Source organism: Arthrobacter sp. Ld5 (assembly GCF_051172775.1).
GTDB lineage: Bacteria > Actinomycetota > Actinomycetes > Actinomycetales > Micrococcaceae > Arthrobacter_D.
This window is the reverse complement of sequence record NZ_JBPKBO010000022.1, coordinates 150,291-163,821: the sequence shown is the minus strand read 5'-3', so window position 1 is coordinate 163,821 and position 13,531 is coordinate 150,291. Positions and strand designations below refer to the sequence as shown.

The 13,531-nt window shown below is 71.5% G+C and carries 14 protein-coding genes and 1 pseudogene; 1 reads left to right on the top strand and 14 read right to left on the bottom strand.

Annotated elements, in window-relative coordinates; genetic code table 11:
* Window positions 1–73: 73 nt before the first annotated feature.
* The 11 genes and pseudogenes from ACSGDB_RS11565 to ACSGDB_RS11515 all read right to left on the bottom strand — a co-directional run bounded on the left by ACSGDB_RS11565 (window position 74) and on the right by ACSGDB_RS11515 (window position 9,547).
* Window positions 74–2,056 carry an NHL domain-containing thioredoxin family protein gene (locus ACSGDB_RS11565; RefSeq protein ID WP_434994876.1) on the bottom strand — a complete coding sequence of 661 codons (1,983 nt, stop codon included), beginning with the start codon at window positions 2,054–2,056 and terminating at the stop codon, window positions 74–76.
* 247 nt (window positions 2,057–2,303) lie between these two features.
* Window positions 2,304–2,897, bottom strand: coding sequence for a DUF1349 domain-containing protein (locus ACSGDB_RS11560; protein ID WP_434994875.1), 594 nt, complete (start codon window positions 2,895–2,897; stop codon window positions 2,304–2,306).
* Window positions 2,898–2,955: 58 nt separating this feature from the next.
* Window positions 2,956–3,048, bottom strand: a pseudogene (locus ACSGDB_RS11555) (FMN reductase); the annotation flags it as partial.
* A gap of 18 nt (window positions 3,049–3,066) precedes the next feature.
* Window positions 3,067–5,241, bottom strand: a complete 2,175-nt coding sequence (locus ACSGDB_RS11550) for a cytochrome c oxidase assembly protein (protein ID WP_434994873.1) — start codon at window positions 5,239–5,241, stop codon at window positions 3,067–3,069.
* 121 nt (window positions 5,242–5,362) lie between these two features.
* The gene (locus ACSGDB_RS11545) at window positions 5,363–5,641 is read right to left on the bottom strand and encodes an HU family DNA-binding protein (protein ID WP_043441577.1); all 279 of its coding nucleotides are present in this window, start codon (window positions 5,639–5,641) and stop codon (window positions 5,363–5,365) included.
* A gap of 268 nt (window positions 5,642–5,909) precedes the next feature.
* Window positions 5,910–6,215: a 30S ribosomal protein S14 gene (gene rpsN / locus ACSGDB_RS11540; RefSeq protein WP_434994871.1), complete on the bottom strand. Its 306-nt coding sequence runs from the start codon at window positions 6,213–6,215 to the stop codon at window positions 5,910–5,912.
* 2 nt (window positions 6,216–6,217) lie between these two features.
* A complete protein-coding gene (gene rpmG / locus ACSGDB_RS11535) occupies window positions 6,218–6,385 on the bottom strand; it encodes a 50S ribosomal protein L33 (RefSeq protein WP_019481734.1) in 168 nt (55 codons plus the stop codon).
* Window positions 6,385–6,621 (bottom strand): 50S ribosomal protein L28, encoded by a 237-nt coding sequence (gene rpmB / locus ACSGDB_RS11530; protein WP_043441573.1) that lies wholly within the window; start codon window positions 6,619–6,621, stop codon window positions 6,385–6,387. The genes rpmG and rpmB overlap by 1 nt, the downstream gene beginning before the upstream one ends.
* A gap of 303 nt (window positions 6,622–6,924) precedes the next feature.
* On the bottom strand, window positions 6,925–8,067 hold the full coding sequence (locus ACSGDB_RS11525) for a glucose-1-phosphate adenylyltransferase family protein (protein ID WP_434994868.1): 1,143 nt from the start codon (window positions 8,065–8,067) through the stop codon (window positions 6,925–6,927).
* Between the two features lie 68 nt (window positions 8,068–8,135).
* The gene (locus tag ACSGDB_RS11520) at window positions 8,136–8,669 is read right to left on the bottom strand and encodes a MarR family winged helix-turn-helix transcriptional regulator (protein ID WP_434994867.1); all 534 of its coding nucleotides are present in this window, start codon (window positions 8,667–8,669) and stop codon (window positions 8,136–8,138) included.
* Between the two features lie 95 nt (window positions 8,670–8,764).
* Window positions 8,765–9,547, bottom strand: coding sequence for an SGNH/GDSL hydrolase family protein (locus ACSGDB_RS11515; protein WP_434994866.1), 783 nt, complete (start codon window positions 9,545–9,547; stop codon window positions 8,765–8,767).
* 78 nt (window positions 9,548–9,625) lie between these two features.
* Between ACSGDB_RS11515 and ACSGDB_RS11510 the strand changes: the two genes are divergently transcribed.
* Window positions 9,626–10,624 carry a diacylglycerol/lipid kinase family protein gene (locus tag ACSGDB_RS11510; RefSeq protein WP_434994864.1) on the top strand — a complete coding sequence of 333 codons (999 nt, stop codon included), beginning with the start codon at window positions 9,626–9,628 and terminating at the stop codon, window positions 10,622–10,624.
* Between the two features lie 13 nt (window positions 10,625–10,637).
* Here ACSGDB_RS11510 and ACSGDB_RS11505 read toward each other — a convergent pair whose 3' ends face one another.
* The 3 genes from ACSGDB_RS11505 to ACSGDB_RS11495 all read right to left on the bottom strand — a co-directional run bounded on the left by ACSGDB_RS11505 (window position 10,638) and on the right by ACSGDB_RS11495 (window position 13,531).
* Window positions 10,638–11,408 carry a M23 family metallopeptidase gene (locus ACSGDB_RS11505; protein WP_434994863.1) on the bottom strand — a complete coding sequence of 257 codons (771 nt, stop codon included), beginning with the start codon at window positions 11,406–11,408 and terminating at the stop codon, window positions 10,638–10,640.
* A gap of 222 nt (window positions 11,409–11,630) precedes the next feature.
* The gene (locus ACSGDB_RS11500; RefSeq protein ID WP_434994862.1) at window positions 11,631–12,683 is read right to left on the bottom strand and encodes a siderophore-interacting protein; all 1,053 of its coding nucleotides are present in this window, start codon (window positions 12,681–12,683) and stop codon (window positions 11,631–11,633) included.
* Window positions 12,680–13,531 (bottom strand): ABC transporter ATP-binding protein, encoded by an 852-nt coding sequence (locus ACSGDB_RS11495; protein WP_434994861.1) that lies wholly within the window; start codon window positions 13,529–13,531, stop codon window positions 12,680–12,682. Before ACSGDB_RS11495 ends, ACSGDB_RS11500 begins: the two co-directional genes overlap by 4 nt.

The following is a 13,531-nucleotide window of genomic DNA, read 5'->3' as shown; positions in this document are numbered from 1 at the left end:
CGGGGCGTTCCCGGGGGAACGCCCCGTCGGGTCGGGACGCCCGGCGCGGCGGTTCACCCCACCGCGGGCGGGGTCAGTCGAGGCCCCGCAGGTCCAGGGTCAGGCTCGTGTCGCCGTCGGCCGAGAGCGTGACGGGGATCCCCCAGTCCTGCTGGTACAGGTGGCATGCGGCGTGGTCGGGGATCTCCCCGCCCGGCTCGCCGTCACAGGACGCCGCGCGGGCGGTGATGTGGAGGACGCCGCCCTCCACCTCCGGGGAGAGCACCAGTTTGCGGGTCAGGCCCGTGGAGGTGCCGCCACCGGAGACGAGCAGCGCCTCCGGCGACGCGCTGATCTTCAGCTGGGTGGGATCCCCCCAGCGGTCGTCGAGCTTCTGGCCCGTCGGCGCGGTGAAGCGCACGGTGAGTGCCACCGGGCCCGCGACCATCGGCGTGCTGGGCCGCTGGGTCTGCGAGGCACCCTCGTCGACGGCGAGCGCCTCCTTGGGCAGCGGGACGCGGACCAGCTGGTGCCGGTTGGTCTCGACGACGATCAGCAGCGGGTCCCCGCCGTCGGCCACCGGCGTCAGGTCCACGAGGACGTCGGACGGCTCGGACAGCCCACGGAGCAGCGTGGACACCTCGCGGGTCGCGGGGTCGTACCGGCGGACGGCACCGTTGTAGGTGTCGGCGATCGCCACGGAGCCGTCCGGGAGGGCGGTGACCCCGAGCGGGTGCTGCAGGCGCGCCTGCCCGGCGTCGCCGTCACGGAAGCCGAAGTCGAACAGGCCGGTCCCGACGGCGGTCTGCACCTGCACGCGGTGGCGGCCGTTGACCTCGAGGAAGGACAGGATCCGCACGGACGACGTCTCCGAGTCGGCGATCCAGATGCTGCCGTTGGCGTCCTCCGCGAGGCCCGAGGACTGGGCGAACCACGCGGCCGACGCGTCGCCGTCGAGCAGCCCCTCCAGACCGGTCCCGGCGAGGATGTCGACGGCGTGGGTGCGGGGGTCGTAGGTGAAGATCTGGTGCGTGCCCGCCATGGCGACGACCACGCGGTCCAGGACGGTCGAGTGGAGCACGTCCCACGGCGATGACAGCGACACGTTCAGCGCGTCCGTGCCGAGCTCCGTCTCGGTGAGGCGCGGCGTCTCGCTCGCCGCCGCCACCTCGAACGCGTCCTCCTGCAGCCCCGTCCTGCTGTGGTTGGCGGCGTCGAGCAGCCGCTGGGTGCCGTTGCCGGCGAGCGTGCGCACCTCGCCCGTGGCGAGGTCCACGCCGCGCAGGCGGTGGTTCACGGAATCGGCGACGACGACGTCGTACCCGACCTCCGCGGCCAGCCCGGCGGGCAGCAGGGCGAGGCCCTGGGGCTCGTTGAACTGCGCCTCGCCGGCACCGCCGTCGCGGAAGCCCTTCGTGCCGGAGCCGATGGTGCGCCGCACCGTGACGAGGTCCGCCTCGAGCTCCACGAGCCGGTGGTGGCCGGTGTCGCCGGCGAGGAAGGTGCCGGTGGCGGGCAGCGCGAGCAGCTTCCCGGGGAACTTCAGGTCCCCCGCGGTGCTCTCGGCCGGGACGTACGGGCCGTCACCGCGATGCAGCGTGCCCTTGGCCTCGTGCTCGGCGACGAGCTCCTCGACGAGCGACGTGAGGCCCGCGGCGTGCCCCTCGCCGGAGAGGTGCGCCACGATGTAGCCCTCCGGGTCGATCACGACGAGGGTCGGCCACGCGCGGGCCGTGTAGGCCTGCCAGGTGGTCAGCTCGGGATCGTCGAGGACGGGGTGGTGGATGTCGTAGCGTTCGACGGCGGCGGCGAGGGCGTCCGGGTCGGCCTCGTGCTCGAACTTCGGCGAGTGCACGCCGACCGTCACCAGGACGTCCGCGTGCTGCTCCTCGAGCGGGCGGAGCTCGTCCAGGACATGCAGGCAGTTGATGCAGCAGAAGGTCCAGAAATCGAGGATCAGGATCTTGCCTCGGAAGTCCTCCAGGGAGAGGTTCCGGCCCCCTGTGTTCAGCCAGCCGCGCCCCGTCAACTCGGAGGCGCGGACTCGGTAGGCGGTGCGGGTCGAGGCGATAGTCATGCGGTGAATTCTCCCGTAGCGGCGTCCATGGATGCCAACCGGGCGCCACGCGCCGTCACGGGTGCGCGGCGCGTTCCCAGGGGGTACCCGGAACCGGCAGCACTGGCGACAACGCAGGACGGCGCCACAATATGCCTGGGTCGTACCCGGACCCGCCCGCTGGCCGGACGCCTGAACCGCCGTGCGCTCCTCGTTCCGACGGCCACCGGTCCCGCCGAGGAACGCGGTCCCGCCGCGCGGGGCGGATCTACGGCTGGGCGTGCAGGGCTGCGTCGGGACCGCCGAACGCGACGCGCGAGAAGGAGACCTCCAGCCCCTCGCGCTCGGGAGCGCACAGGTACAGCCCGGCCCGGGTGGACGGACCCACGGACAAGGGTGCCAGGCGGATCGTCCGCCAGGGTCCGTGGGCGCTCCTCGCCCGGACCGTCACCGCTCCCCCGGCCCAGCTGGCCCTCATGGTGACATCCGTCCCGGCCCACTCGGGCACCGGACTCAGCGACCAGTCGGACACCTCGCGCGTGACGACGGCGCCGACGTGCAGCTGACCGTCGCTGACCTCGACGCCGGCCTTGATCCAGGTCGACCCGCTGGTCCTGATCATGAGGCCCGCCTGATCGTAGAGCCGGTCGAACGAGGCCCGGAAGGTGACCTCCACGGCACCGGGCGCAGCGCCTGCGGGCAGGGGCGCCAGCAGGGCGTGCCCGGTGTCCCGCATGAACCCGTAATGCGTCCTCTGCCAGAAGTCGCTGCCGGCGGCGGCCTCGACCAGGAGGCCGCCGTCAGGCGTGGTGCTGTTCACGGGCTCTGTGGTCCACACCGCCCGTTCGAGAAAATCCTTCATGAGTCCTTCCGAACCTCGTCGTCGAGAACATGGGCGTCGGTGTTGCGGACCGCGTTCCGGCGTCATCCTGCGCCCCCATACCGCCGGAGCGGCCGGCAGCCGTTCCGACGACCGCCGTCGGCTTGCCGCTCAGAGCGCTTGCGCCGTAGGGGCTTGTCGGTCAGGCGCACTACTCCGGAGGGCCCACCCGCGCCGATCCAGGAGCGTCGCCCCCCGCGGTGCCGGTCCCCCGCGGCGGGGATTGACGTCCCGGACGGGCAGGACCGGCGTCGCGTGCGGCGAGGTCGGCGAACATGCTGTTGTACGCCGCGAGATCGGCGTCGTTGTTCCTGTCCGCCGCGCGGTCCTTGCGCTTCGTCTCCCGCGCGTCCGACCGCGACCACACGATCGCGACACCGATCGCGAGTAGCAGTGTGGGGATCTCGCCCACGCCCCACGTCACGGCACCGCCCACCTGCTGGTCGGCGAGGGCGGAGGGACCCCACTCGCGGCCCATGTTGCCGAACCAGGAGGCCTGGAGCAGCGATGTCGAGCCCATGAGGGTCACGCCGAAGAAGGCGTGGAAGGCCATGGTCGCGAACAGGAGCAGCAGGCGCATCGGGTAGGGGGCCCGGTACGGGACGGGGTCGGACCCGATCATCGACAGCACGAAGATGTAGCCGGTGAGGAGGAAGTGGGTGATCATCAGCTCGTGGCCCACGTGCTCGCGCAGCGCGAAGCCGAACAGCGGCGAGTAGTAGAACACGACGATGGAGGCTACGAAGTTGCCGGCCGCGACGAGCGGATGGGTGATGATCCGCGACGGCAGGGAGTGCACGATCACGAGGATCCATTCCCGGATCCCGCGGGTGCCGTCCCGCCGGGCGCTGAGCGCCTTGAGTGCGAGGGTGACGGGGGCGCCGAGGACGAGGAAGAGCGGCACCACCATCGTCAGGGCCATGTGGTCCACCATGTGCGCGCTGAAGAGCACCATGCCGTAGATGGCCGGGGCCCCCGACGTGAAGTAGGTGAGGAGCACGAGGCCCACCAGCCAGCTCACGAGCTTCAGCGGCGACCAGGAGTCACCCCGGCGGTGGAGCTTCAGCACGCCCAGCACGTATGCGACGGCGAAGGTCAGCGCGACCGCGATCCACAGCCAGTCGGGCCGCCACTCGGTGAACCAGCGGGCGACGGTGGGTTCGGGTGGGAGATCGTAACCGGTCAGGATCCGCGCCGGGCCGGCCTCGGTGGGCAGCTCCTCGGAACGCGGCGGCGCCGTGCGTCCGAGGGCCCCGGCCACGCCCAGGACCGCCGCCATGATGAGGAGTTCCACCGTGATGAGCTGCCACAGGACCCGGCGCGCGGACATCCTCGACGCCGCCGTCCCCGCGGGGGCCTCGAGCTGCGGGATGATCCACTGCCGGTGCATCCAGCCGATCCCGCCGAGCAGGATCGTGGCGATGGTCTTGAACGTGACGAGCAGCCCCCAGGAGGAGCTCAGCTGCCCGAGATCGGAGATCCGGAGGCTGGCGTTCACCACGCCCGAGGCGACCACGAGGATGAAGGCGAAGCCGGCGAGGGCGGAGAACCGCTTGAGGACCGGGAGGGTGTGCTCGCCGAGCAGGCCGCCCACCACGGCGAGGGCGATGATCCCGCCCACCCACAGGCAGGCGCCCACCAGGTGCAGCGCGATCGAGTTCACTGCGGCGTTGTGGTCGTCACCACTGGCGGAGTGGCCGATCAGGGCCATGGGCAGCAGGTTCAGCAGCGCGAGCACCAGGGTCAGGGCCAGGCCGGTCTGCGAGCGCACGCCGAAGAGGATGGTCGCCAGGACGGCCGAGACGATGGTCGTCACGAGCCAGGCGCGCCCGGTGGAGAAGTCGGTGAGGAAGGCGGCGAGCCCCTGCGTGTAGGCGGGGTCCGTGCTGAGCGGCAGTCCCGCCGCGTCGGAGTAGGTGAAGACCATGACGCCGAGCGCGCCGAGCGTCCAGGCGACGGCGGAGGCGGCGGCGAGCAGCATCACCCGCGAGAAGGCGGGATGCTCGGCGGCGGTCTCCGCGGGCTTCCGGCCCACGGGGCCGACCCGGCGCGGGAGCATGAGAACGGCGAGGACGAGGGCACCGATGGTCGCCGCGGCCGCGGTGTTGTTGAGCACCTTGGCGCCCGGCAGACCCCACCGGGTCAGGGCGCCGGGGTCACCGAGCTGCCGTGCTGCGGCCGCCCCGGTGTAGAGGAGGGCGACGGCGAGGGCGATGACGACGACGGCGCCGGCCAGGACGAGCCAGCCGCTCCCGACGGCACGATCGGGGGAAGAAGCGGCGGCGGTCTCCCGGGGTTGCTTCACAGAGGTGGGCACAGACACCATTCTCTACCCCGAGTAGAAATAGGGCCAATCTCCGGCCGGCCCACGCGGCGCGGTATCGGCCCCGGAACGCCGAGGGGACCGCTGCCTGTCGGCAACGGTCCCCGGGCGTCAGGCAGTGGGACTACTTGGCGGAAGCCTTCAGCTTCGAGCCGGCGGTCAGCTTGACGCTGTGGCCGGCGGCGATCTGGATGGTCTCACCGGTCTGGGGGTTGCGGCCCGTGCGGGCAGCGCGGCTGGTGCGCTCGACGGCGAGCCATCCGGGGATGGTGATCTTCTCGTCCTTGGCGATGGACTCGGAGAAGACGTCGAACAGCGCATCGAGGACGCTGTTGACTGCAGCCTGGCTGGTGTCAGCCTTCGCCGCTACCTCTGCAACAAGTTCACTACGGTTCTTAGCCAATTTTTGCCCTCCTGGACGTCACTCTTCTGAAAGAGCTTTTCGCGGTATTCGAAAAGCCTCTGTGCGAAAACCTACCAGCTTGCAGGCCCCGACCCGCGTGTTTCCGCGGCTCTTCGGCTCGAACGCGTCCGTTTCGACGTCATTTTGCGTCTGGGCGGCCCTCATCGGGGCGCCAACGCGAAGAAGCCGCCACCCGGGGGTGACGGCTTCTACGGTTACCGCGCGGAGCGGTGGATGATGCGGCAGGGCGCGAGCCCCGGGTGGCTGACTACCAGCTCGACTTGGTCACGCCGGGCAGCTCGCCCCGGTGCGCCATGTCGCGGAAGCGGACACGCGAGATGCCGAACTTCTGGAGCGTGCCGCGGGGGCGGCCGTCGATCTGGTCGCGGTTGCGCAGGCGCACCGGCGAGGCGTTGCGCGGAAGCTTCTGCAGACCGAGGCGGGCCGCTTCGCGGGCTTCGTCGGTGGCGTTCGGATCCACGAGGGTCTTCTTGAGCTCGAGGCGCTTGGCCGCGTAGCGCTCGACGATGACCTTGCGCTGCTCGTTGCGAGCAATCTTCGACTTCTTGGCCATGCTTAGCGCTCCTCTCGGAATTCGACGTGCTTGCGGATCTTGGGGTCGTACTTCATCAGGACCATGCGGTCCGGATCGTTACGACGGTTCTTGCGCGTCACGTAGGTGTAGCCCGTCCCGGCGGTGGACTTCAGCTTGATGATCGGACGTACGTCCTTGTCCTTGGCCATTAGAGCTTCACTCCCCTCGCGAGGATGGACGCGACGACCGCATCGATGCCACGCACGTCGATGGTCTTGATACCGCGGGCCGACACCTGCAGCGTCACGTTGCGGCGCAGGGAAGGCACGTAGTAGCGCTTCTTCTGAATGTTGGGGTCGAACCGGCGCTTGTTACGGCGGTGCGAGTGCGAAATGCTGTGTCCAAAGCCGGGCTCGGCTCCGGTCACTTGGCAGTGGGCTGCCATAACTCTCCTCCAGATTAGATGAACGTGACGGAATCACTTGTTGGGCGTCCCGCCACCAGTAATGACACCGTTATTACTGCAGCTTTCCGGAGGTTGACCTGGCAGGGTGAGAACCTGCCGAAGCGCCTCGCCGCGGGGAAGACGGTGAAGTTCAGGCGGGGCGCGGCCTTGCGGCCGGCACAGCCTTCGATTCTAGGTAGTCGCGGGTCGCTGGGCAAATTCCTCCCGTCCGGAGACGGGCGTCATCGGCCACAGCCAAACGCCCTACCATCCTACCGGCCGGATCAGGCGTGGCCAAACCGCTCAGTCGTCGATCCGCCCGTCCCTGCCCACGACGGCGGGCTCGTCCGGACCGGCGCCGAGGCGCTCCCCGTCGACGACGGCGTCGGAGTCCACGACCGCGTGCCGCACGACGGCCCCCGCCGTCACCCGTACCCGGTTGAGCAGCACGGAGTCCTCCACGAGCGCCCCCGCCTCGACCGTCGCGCCGGAGCCGACGACGCTCCGGCGGACCGTGCCGTGCACCCGCGCGCCGGGAGCCACCAGCGACGCCCCGACGACGGCGCCGTCGCCGATGAACGCGGGCGCCAGCTCCGCAGGTTCGGTGAGGATGGGCCAGGCCGGGTCCGAGAGGTCGAGTCCCTCGCCGTCCAGGAGGTCCAGGTGGGCGCGGAGGTAGTTGGAGGGCGTCCCGAGGTCGCGCCAGTAGCCGTGGAGCCGGTGCTCGACGACCGAGCCCCGCTCCACCAGGTGCGGCACGAGGTGATCCCCGTAGTCCCCCAGTCCGTCGCGGGTGGCCTCCAGGTGCTCGAGAGCGTGGAGGAGGGTCTCCGCGCTGTACAGGAAGATCTCCGTGGTGACGATGCGTGTCCGCGGCGTCTCCGGCTTGTAGGCGAAGTCGGTCACGCGGCCGTCGTCGTCCACCTCCACCACGCCGTGGGCGGAGGCGTCGCCGTCGAAGTCGACCGTGACCACGGTGAGCCCGGCCCCGCTGTCGAGGTGCGTGGCGACGACGTCGCGGTAGTCGAGGCGGTAGAGGTGGTCCGCGCTGAGGACGAGGACCAGGTCCGGGGCGAAGTCGCGGATGGCGTCCGCCTGCCGGAGCAGTCCGTCCGCATTGCCCTCGGCGAACCCCTCGCCGTCGCCTCCGCTGAACGGCGGAAGCACCAGCAGCCCCCCGCGCGTGCGGTCGAGGTCCCAGGGCCGGCCGTTGCGGAGGTGGTCGTTGATCGTCTTGGCCCGGTACTGCTCGAGTACCCACACGTCGGAGATGCCGCTGTGGTGCAGGTTGGACAGCGGGATGTCGATCAGCCGGAAGCTGCCGCCGACGGGCAGCACGGGCTTCGCCCGGTGGTCGGTGAGCGCCCCGAGGCGTCCTCCCGCCCCGCCGGCGAGCACGATCGCGAGGATGCGCGGCTCGCGCCGGGCCTTCGTCTGCGGGTCCATGGGGTGTCCTGTCGTCTCGTGTGCCGGATGGACTCGTTCTGGGGAATCTCGTGCAGGCCCGGGGAACGTCACGGGCCGTCGGGGGGGCCGGCCTGCGCCGGCCCCCCGTCCGACCCCGACGCCGATGCGCCGTCGGCCAGGATCCAGTGCGCGCTGTCCATCCCGCGGAGGATCTTGACGCCCACCCGCTCGAGGTCGGCGACGTCCCGGTCGTCGAGGGCGTCGAAGACGGTGGAGCGGACCTGCGCCACGTGGGACACCGCGAGGTCGGTCAGCATCGCGAGCCCGGAGGCCGTGAGGGAGGCCGTGGTCACGCGTCCGTCGGACGAGGACGGCAGCCGGGTGACCCAGCCGCGCGCCTCGAGCTTCTTGACCACGTGGCTGAGCCGGGAGAGGGACGCCGTGGACCGGGCGGCGAGCTCGCTCATCGGCAGGCTGGCGCCCTCCGCCTCGGAGAGCATCGCCAGGACGTGGTAGTCGAAGAGCGTGATCCGCGCCTCGCGGAAGAGGTGGGCGTCGAGGTTCGCCGGGAGCAGCGAGGTCAGCGCGTAGAGGGCCAGCCATGCCCGCCGCTCGTCGGGTGTGAGCCAGTGCGCCGCCATGCGCTCATTCTGGCATACGGGCCCCGCCGTCGACGGCGCCCGCCGCGGGTCCGCGGGGGTTGCGGCCGGGGTCGGCGCCGTGCCCGGCGCGGGCCTCAGGCGCTGATCGACGCCCAGTGCGGGTGGCCCGGCACCGGGTACTTCGGCGTCAGGTCGTCGCCGGACGAGACGCCCCGCAGCCGCCGGCCCACCCAGGGCGTCAGGTACTGCCGCGCCCACTGCGCGTCCGCGCGCAGCTGCTCCGCCCGGTTCAGGGCGGGGCGCGCCTCGAGCTCGGGCAGGTCGATCCGGTGGGAGGCCTTGACGGCGTCGAGCACCCGGGCGGCCATCAGCGTGTGCCCCGCGACGGACATGTGCATGCGGTCGACGTCCCAGTAGCTCCAGTCCTGGAACTCGCGCAGGCGCCAGTAGTCGACGATCGTCGCGTCGTGCCGGTCGGCGATCTCGCGCACCCACTCGTTGTAGATGGCGGTCCGGCCCCGGGTCTTCCCGAAGACCGCGGACCCTGCGGCGTCGAAACCGGTGAACAGCACGACGGCGGCTCCCCCGGCGCGGAGCCGGCCGACGCCGTCGTCGTAGCGGGACATGAGGAGGTCGATGTCCACGCGTGGCCTCAGGATGTCATTGGCCCCCGCGTACACGGTGACGAGCGTCGGCTCGAGCGCCAGGGCGGCGTCGACCTGCTGGTCGAGGATCTGCCGCATCTTCTTGCCGCGGATGGCGAGGTTCGCGTAGCCCCACGACGCGTCGGCGAGGACGAGTTGCTCGGCGACGCGGTCCGCCCAGCCCCGGACACCGTTGGGCGACGCCGGGTCCCAGTCACCCACTCCTTCGGTGAAGGAATCGCCAAGGGCCACGTATCGCTGGGAGAAGGTCACGACAGAACAGTACCCCCGGCCGCCGCAGCCGCCGCGATAAGCTCGACGGAGACACCCCCGACCCGCCCGAAGGACACCATGCCCACCGAAGCAGCACCCGAAGCGAGCAGCGGAACGCCCGCGGACACCGGATCGGGACGCCGTCGCGCCGCGCTCATCGTCAATCCGATCAAGATCACCACGGTGGACGTCGAGTCCGCGGTGAAGCGCATCTCGGTCGAGGACGGGTGGGAGGACCCGCTGGTCATCGAGACGACCGCGGACGATCCGGGGCACGGCCAGGCCCGGCAGGCGCTCGACGCCGGCGTCGACCTCGTCATCGCGGCGGGCGGTGACGGCACCGTGCGGTGCGTGGCCGAGGAACTCGCAGGCACCGGCACCATGATGGCCCTGGTCCCGCTGGGCACGGGCAACCTCCTGGCCCGCAACCTGGACATCGCGGTCGACGACCCCGACGCCGCCGTCGAGGCCGCCTTCCGCGGGACCGAACGCACCATCGACGTCGTGCACGTCACCGTGGACCGCGCGCAGGACGCCCACGTCTTCCTCGTCATGGCCGGCATCGGCTACGACGCCGCGATCATGACCGACACCCGCGACGACCTGAAGGACAAGGTGGGCTGGCTCGCCTACGTGGACGCAGGGATCCGGAACCTGCCCGGCAAGCCGACCCGGACCACCATCTCGGTGGACGGAGGCAAGCCCTTCGACCGCCGTCTGCGCAGCGTCATGGGCGGCAACTGCGGCAAGATCATGGGCGGCCTGGAGATCTTCCCCGGCGCGAAGATCGACGACGGCCTGATGGACCTGATGACGGTCGCCCCGAAGGGGAAGCTCGGCTGGCTCGCCGTCGTCGGGAAGCTCTTCGCCCGCGGCAAGGGCAAGGATTCCTCGCTCGAGTACTTCCAGTGCCGCACCGCCGAGGTGACCCTGGGCGAGCCGCTGGAGGTGCAGCTCGACGGCGACCCCCTCGGCAAGGCGACCCACATGGCCTTCGAGGTCAAGCCCGATTCCCTGCGGCTCCGGATGCCGCTGGGCTACAAGGACCCCGCCGTGGTGAGCGAGCCCCTGCCCTGACGGCCCAGTACTGCTAGAGCCACGGCTGCGGGTCCACCTTCTCGCCGCCGATCAGGACCTCGAAGTGGAGGTGGCAGCCGGTCGAGTTGCCGGAGCTGCCGACGGCGCCGACGGTCTGCCCGCGGTGCACCGCCGTCCCCGCGGGAACCTCGAGGGTGCTGAGGTGGTTGTAGGTGGTCGTGAGGCCGGCCCCGTGATCCACCACGATGCGGAGGCCGCCGCCGTAGGCGTGCCATCCGGAGTCGACGACCGTCCCGGCGTCGGCCGCCCGCACGGGGGTGCCGCACGCACTGGCGTAGTCCTGGCCCGTGTGGAGTTCGGACCGGTAGCCGTCCAGGGGGTCGACGCGGTAGCCGAAGCGCGAGGACACCTTGGGGTCCTCCACGGGACCGCCGAACGGCCGGCGGTCCGCGAGCGCCGGTGGGAGCGGACCGGAGAGCGCCCTCGCGCGCACCACCTCCGGCGGGAGGCCGTCCTTCGCCGGGCCCGTGCTGTCGTAGTCGAAGATGACCGATGCCTCCGCCGACGCCGTGACGGCGGGGTCCGGTGCGGGCGCCGGGGCCACCTCGGCGATCCTGTCACCTGTCCTGGCGGGGGGCGTCGGGGGCGCGACGGCCCCCATGAGCAGGCCGGCGGACGCGAGGATCGTGCCCAGCAGGGCCGCATTGTCGCGCAGCCGCCCGAGGGGCGTCCGGCGTCCCGCGGTGCCGCGTGCACCGGAGCGGAGGTCCTTCCTGCGGGCATCGGGGTCGCGATGGCGGCCGGACGTGGCCGTCTGGGTCAACTGTCCACCTCTTTCAGGGCGCGCCCGGACATCGACCGTCGGGGCCGAACGGGAATCGACCCTGTCACGGGCAGGTGCATCGGTCCGTCGACGGGAACGGACCCTTTCCGGAAGAAGCCGTCTTTCAACCGTCAACTGTAGGACGGCGCGCAGGACGCGACACGTTCGTAATACGGCTTGTGGATGGTCCGGTCAGGCGTTATGCGACCCGTGGACGTCCGGTCAGGACAGTTCCGCGCGCCCCTTGCGCCAGTAGCCCATGAACGCCACCTGCTTCCGGTCCACGCCGACGTCGCGCACGAGGTAGCGGCGCAGGCTGCGCACCACGGCCGCCTCGCCGGCGATCCAGGCGTAGAAGGGCTGCGTGCCCGGAGGCCGCTCCGGGTTGACCGACGACTGCACGATGGCCGCCTCCAGCAGTTGCGGGGTCTCCCAGAGGATGGTCCTGTCGATGTCGACGTCCTCCGGTTCGCTCCCGCCGCTCGCCGCGGCCCGGCCGGACAGGGAGACCCACCCGGGCACACGCACCGCCTCCCGCACCGCGGCCTCCAGCCGCTCACCGTGCGTCCGGCCGTCGCGGGCCAGCCAGGTGACCTGCACGGAGGACCGCGAGCGGAGGGGCCGGATGTCGCGCTGGTCCGGCACCTCGAGGAACGCGTGTCCGCCGATGTCCTCGGGGAGCGCCTCGAGGATGGCGCTGATGGCCGGCACGGCGGTCTCGTCCCCGGCGAGGAGGACGTGCTGTGCGAGGCCCGGGCTCCACTCGATCCCTCCGTAGGCGCCCGCCGTCCGGCACTGGGCGGCGGAGGCGTTCGGCCCGATGATGCAGACCCTGTCCCCGGGCCGCGCCGCCGCGGCCCATTCCGCGGCCGGACCTCCCCGGCCCTGGGCGTCCAGGTGCAGCACGAAATCGACGTCGATCTCGGGACGTGCACCGCCGCAGCGCGACTCGCGCACGGTGTAGGTGCGCATCGACCCGCGGTCCGCGGGGTCCAGGCCGAGCCACCGCTGGTACCAGCCCGAGGTGGTCCCGCTGCCCATCATCGCCGCGATGTCCGGGCACTCGCGGCCCGCGGAGGGGATGACGAGCTTGATCCGCAGGTCGAGGGTGTCCCCCGCCACGCCGAACCGGCTCAGGCACGCGCCGCCGAAGGTGATGCGGCGGAAGGTCGGGGTGAGGTCCTCGACGGCGGCCACGACGACGTCGAACGCCAGGACCATCGGCTCGGTGTCCGCTGCCGTCCGTCGTGCGCTGCGCTGGGTCACGTCGGTCATGATGCTGCCTCCATACGGGCGGGTAGGGGTTTCTGCGGGCCGTGGTGCCGGCCGATCGGGATCACCATCGGGGTCCGCGCGACCGGGTCCGTGATGACCCGGCAGGCGAGGTCGAACACGCCGGAGACGGCCTCCTCGGTCACCACGTCCGACGGCGTGCCCTCGGCCACGATCCTGCCCTCGCGCATGGCGATCAGGTGGTCCGCGTAGCGTGCGGCGAGGTTGAGGTCGTGCAGCACCATGACCACCGTGGTTCCGGAGCGCCGGTTGAGGTCCGCAATGAGGTCGAGGACCTCGATCTGGTGGGCGACGTCGAGGAACGTGGTCGGCTCGTCGAGCAGCAGGATGCCGGTCCGCTGGGCGAGGGCCATCGCGATCCAGACCCGCTGGCGCTGCCCGCCGCTGAGCTCGTCCACGGACCGGTCGGCGAGCCCCAGGGTGCCGGTGGCCCCGAGGGCTTCCGCGACGGCGTCATCGTCCTCCGGCGTCCACTGGCGGAACCAGCCCTGGTGCGGGTACCTGCCGCGGCCCACGAGGTCGGCGACGCTGATGCCGTCGGGCGCGACCGGGGTCTGCGGGAGGAGGCCGAGGACCCGGGCGACGGACTTGGTGGGCTGCGTGGCGATGTCCGCCCCGTTGAGCAGCACGGTGCCCCCGGCCGGCTTCAGGAGGCGCGCCAGCCCGCGCAGCAGTGTCGACTTGCCGCAGGCGTTGGCGCCCACGATGACCGTCACCTTCCCGGCGGGCAGCACCACGTCGAGGCCGTCGACCACGGTGCGGTCGTCGTAGGCGAGGGTGAGGGCCTCCGCGGACAGCGTGGCCGCCGTCGTCGTCCTGGACGTGGGCAT

Bases quoted from the DNA above. Each gene is read 5' to 3' on its own strand.
- ACSGDB_RS11565 (WP_434994876.1), bottom strand. From the start codon at position 2,056: ATGACTATCGCCTCGACCCGCACCGCCTACCGAGTCCGCGCCTCCGAG.
- ACSGDB_RS11560 (WP_434994875.1), bottom strand. From the start codon at position 2,897: ATGAAGGATTTTCTCGAACGGGCGGTGTGGACCACAGAGCCCGTGAAC.
- ACSGDB_RS11550 (WP_434994873.1), bottom strand. From the start codon at position 5,241: ATGGTGTCTGTGCCCACCTCTGTGAAGCAACCCCGGGAGACCGCCGCC.
- rpsN (WP_434994871.1), bottom strand. From the start codon at position 6,215: ATGGCCAAGAAGTCGAAGATTGCTCGCAACGAGCAGCGCAAGGTCATC.
- rpmG (WP_019481734.1), bottom strand. From the start codon at position 6,385: ATGGCCAAGGACAAGGACGTACGTCCGATCATCAAGCTGAAGTCCACC.
- rpmB (WP_043441573.1), bottom strand. From the start codon at position 6,621: ATGGCAGCCCACTGCCAAGTGACCGGAGCCGAGCCCGGCTTTGGACAC.
- ACSGDB_RS11525 (WP_434994868.1), bottom strand. From the start codon at position 8,067: ATGGACCCGCAGACGAAGGCCCGGCGCGAGCCGCGCATCCTCGCGATC.
- ACSGDB_RS11520 (WP_434994867.1), bottom strand. From the start codon at position 8,669: ATGGCGGCGCACTGGCTCACACCCGACGAGCGGCGGGCATGGCTGGCC.
- ACSGDB_RS11510 (WP_434994864.1), top strand. From the start codon at position 9,626: ATGCCCACCGAAGCAGCACCCGAAGCGAGCAGCGGAACGCCCGCGGAC.
- ACSGDB_RS11500 (WP_434994862.1), bottom strand. From the start codon at position 12,683: ATGACCGACGTGACCCAGCGCAGCGCACGACGGACGGCAGCGGACACC.
- ACSGDB_RS11495 (WP_434994861.1), bottom strand. From the start codon at position 13,531: ATGCCCACGTCCAGGACGACGACGGCGGCCACGCTGTCCGCGGAGGCC.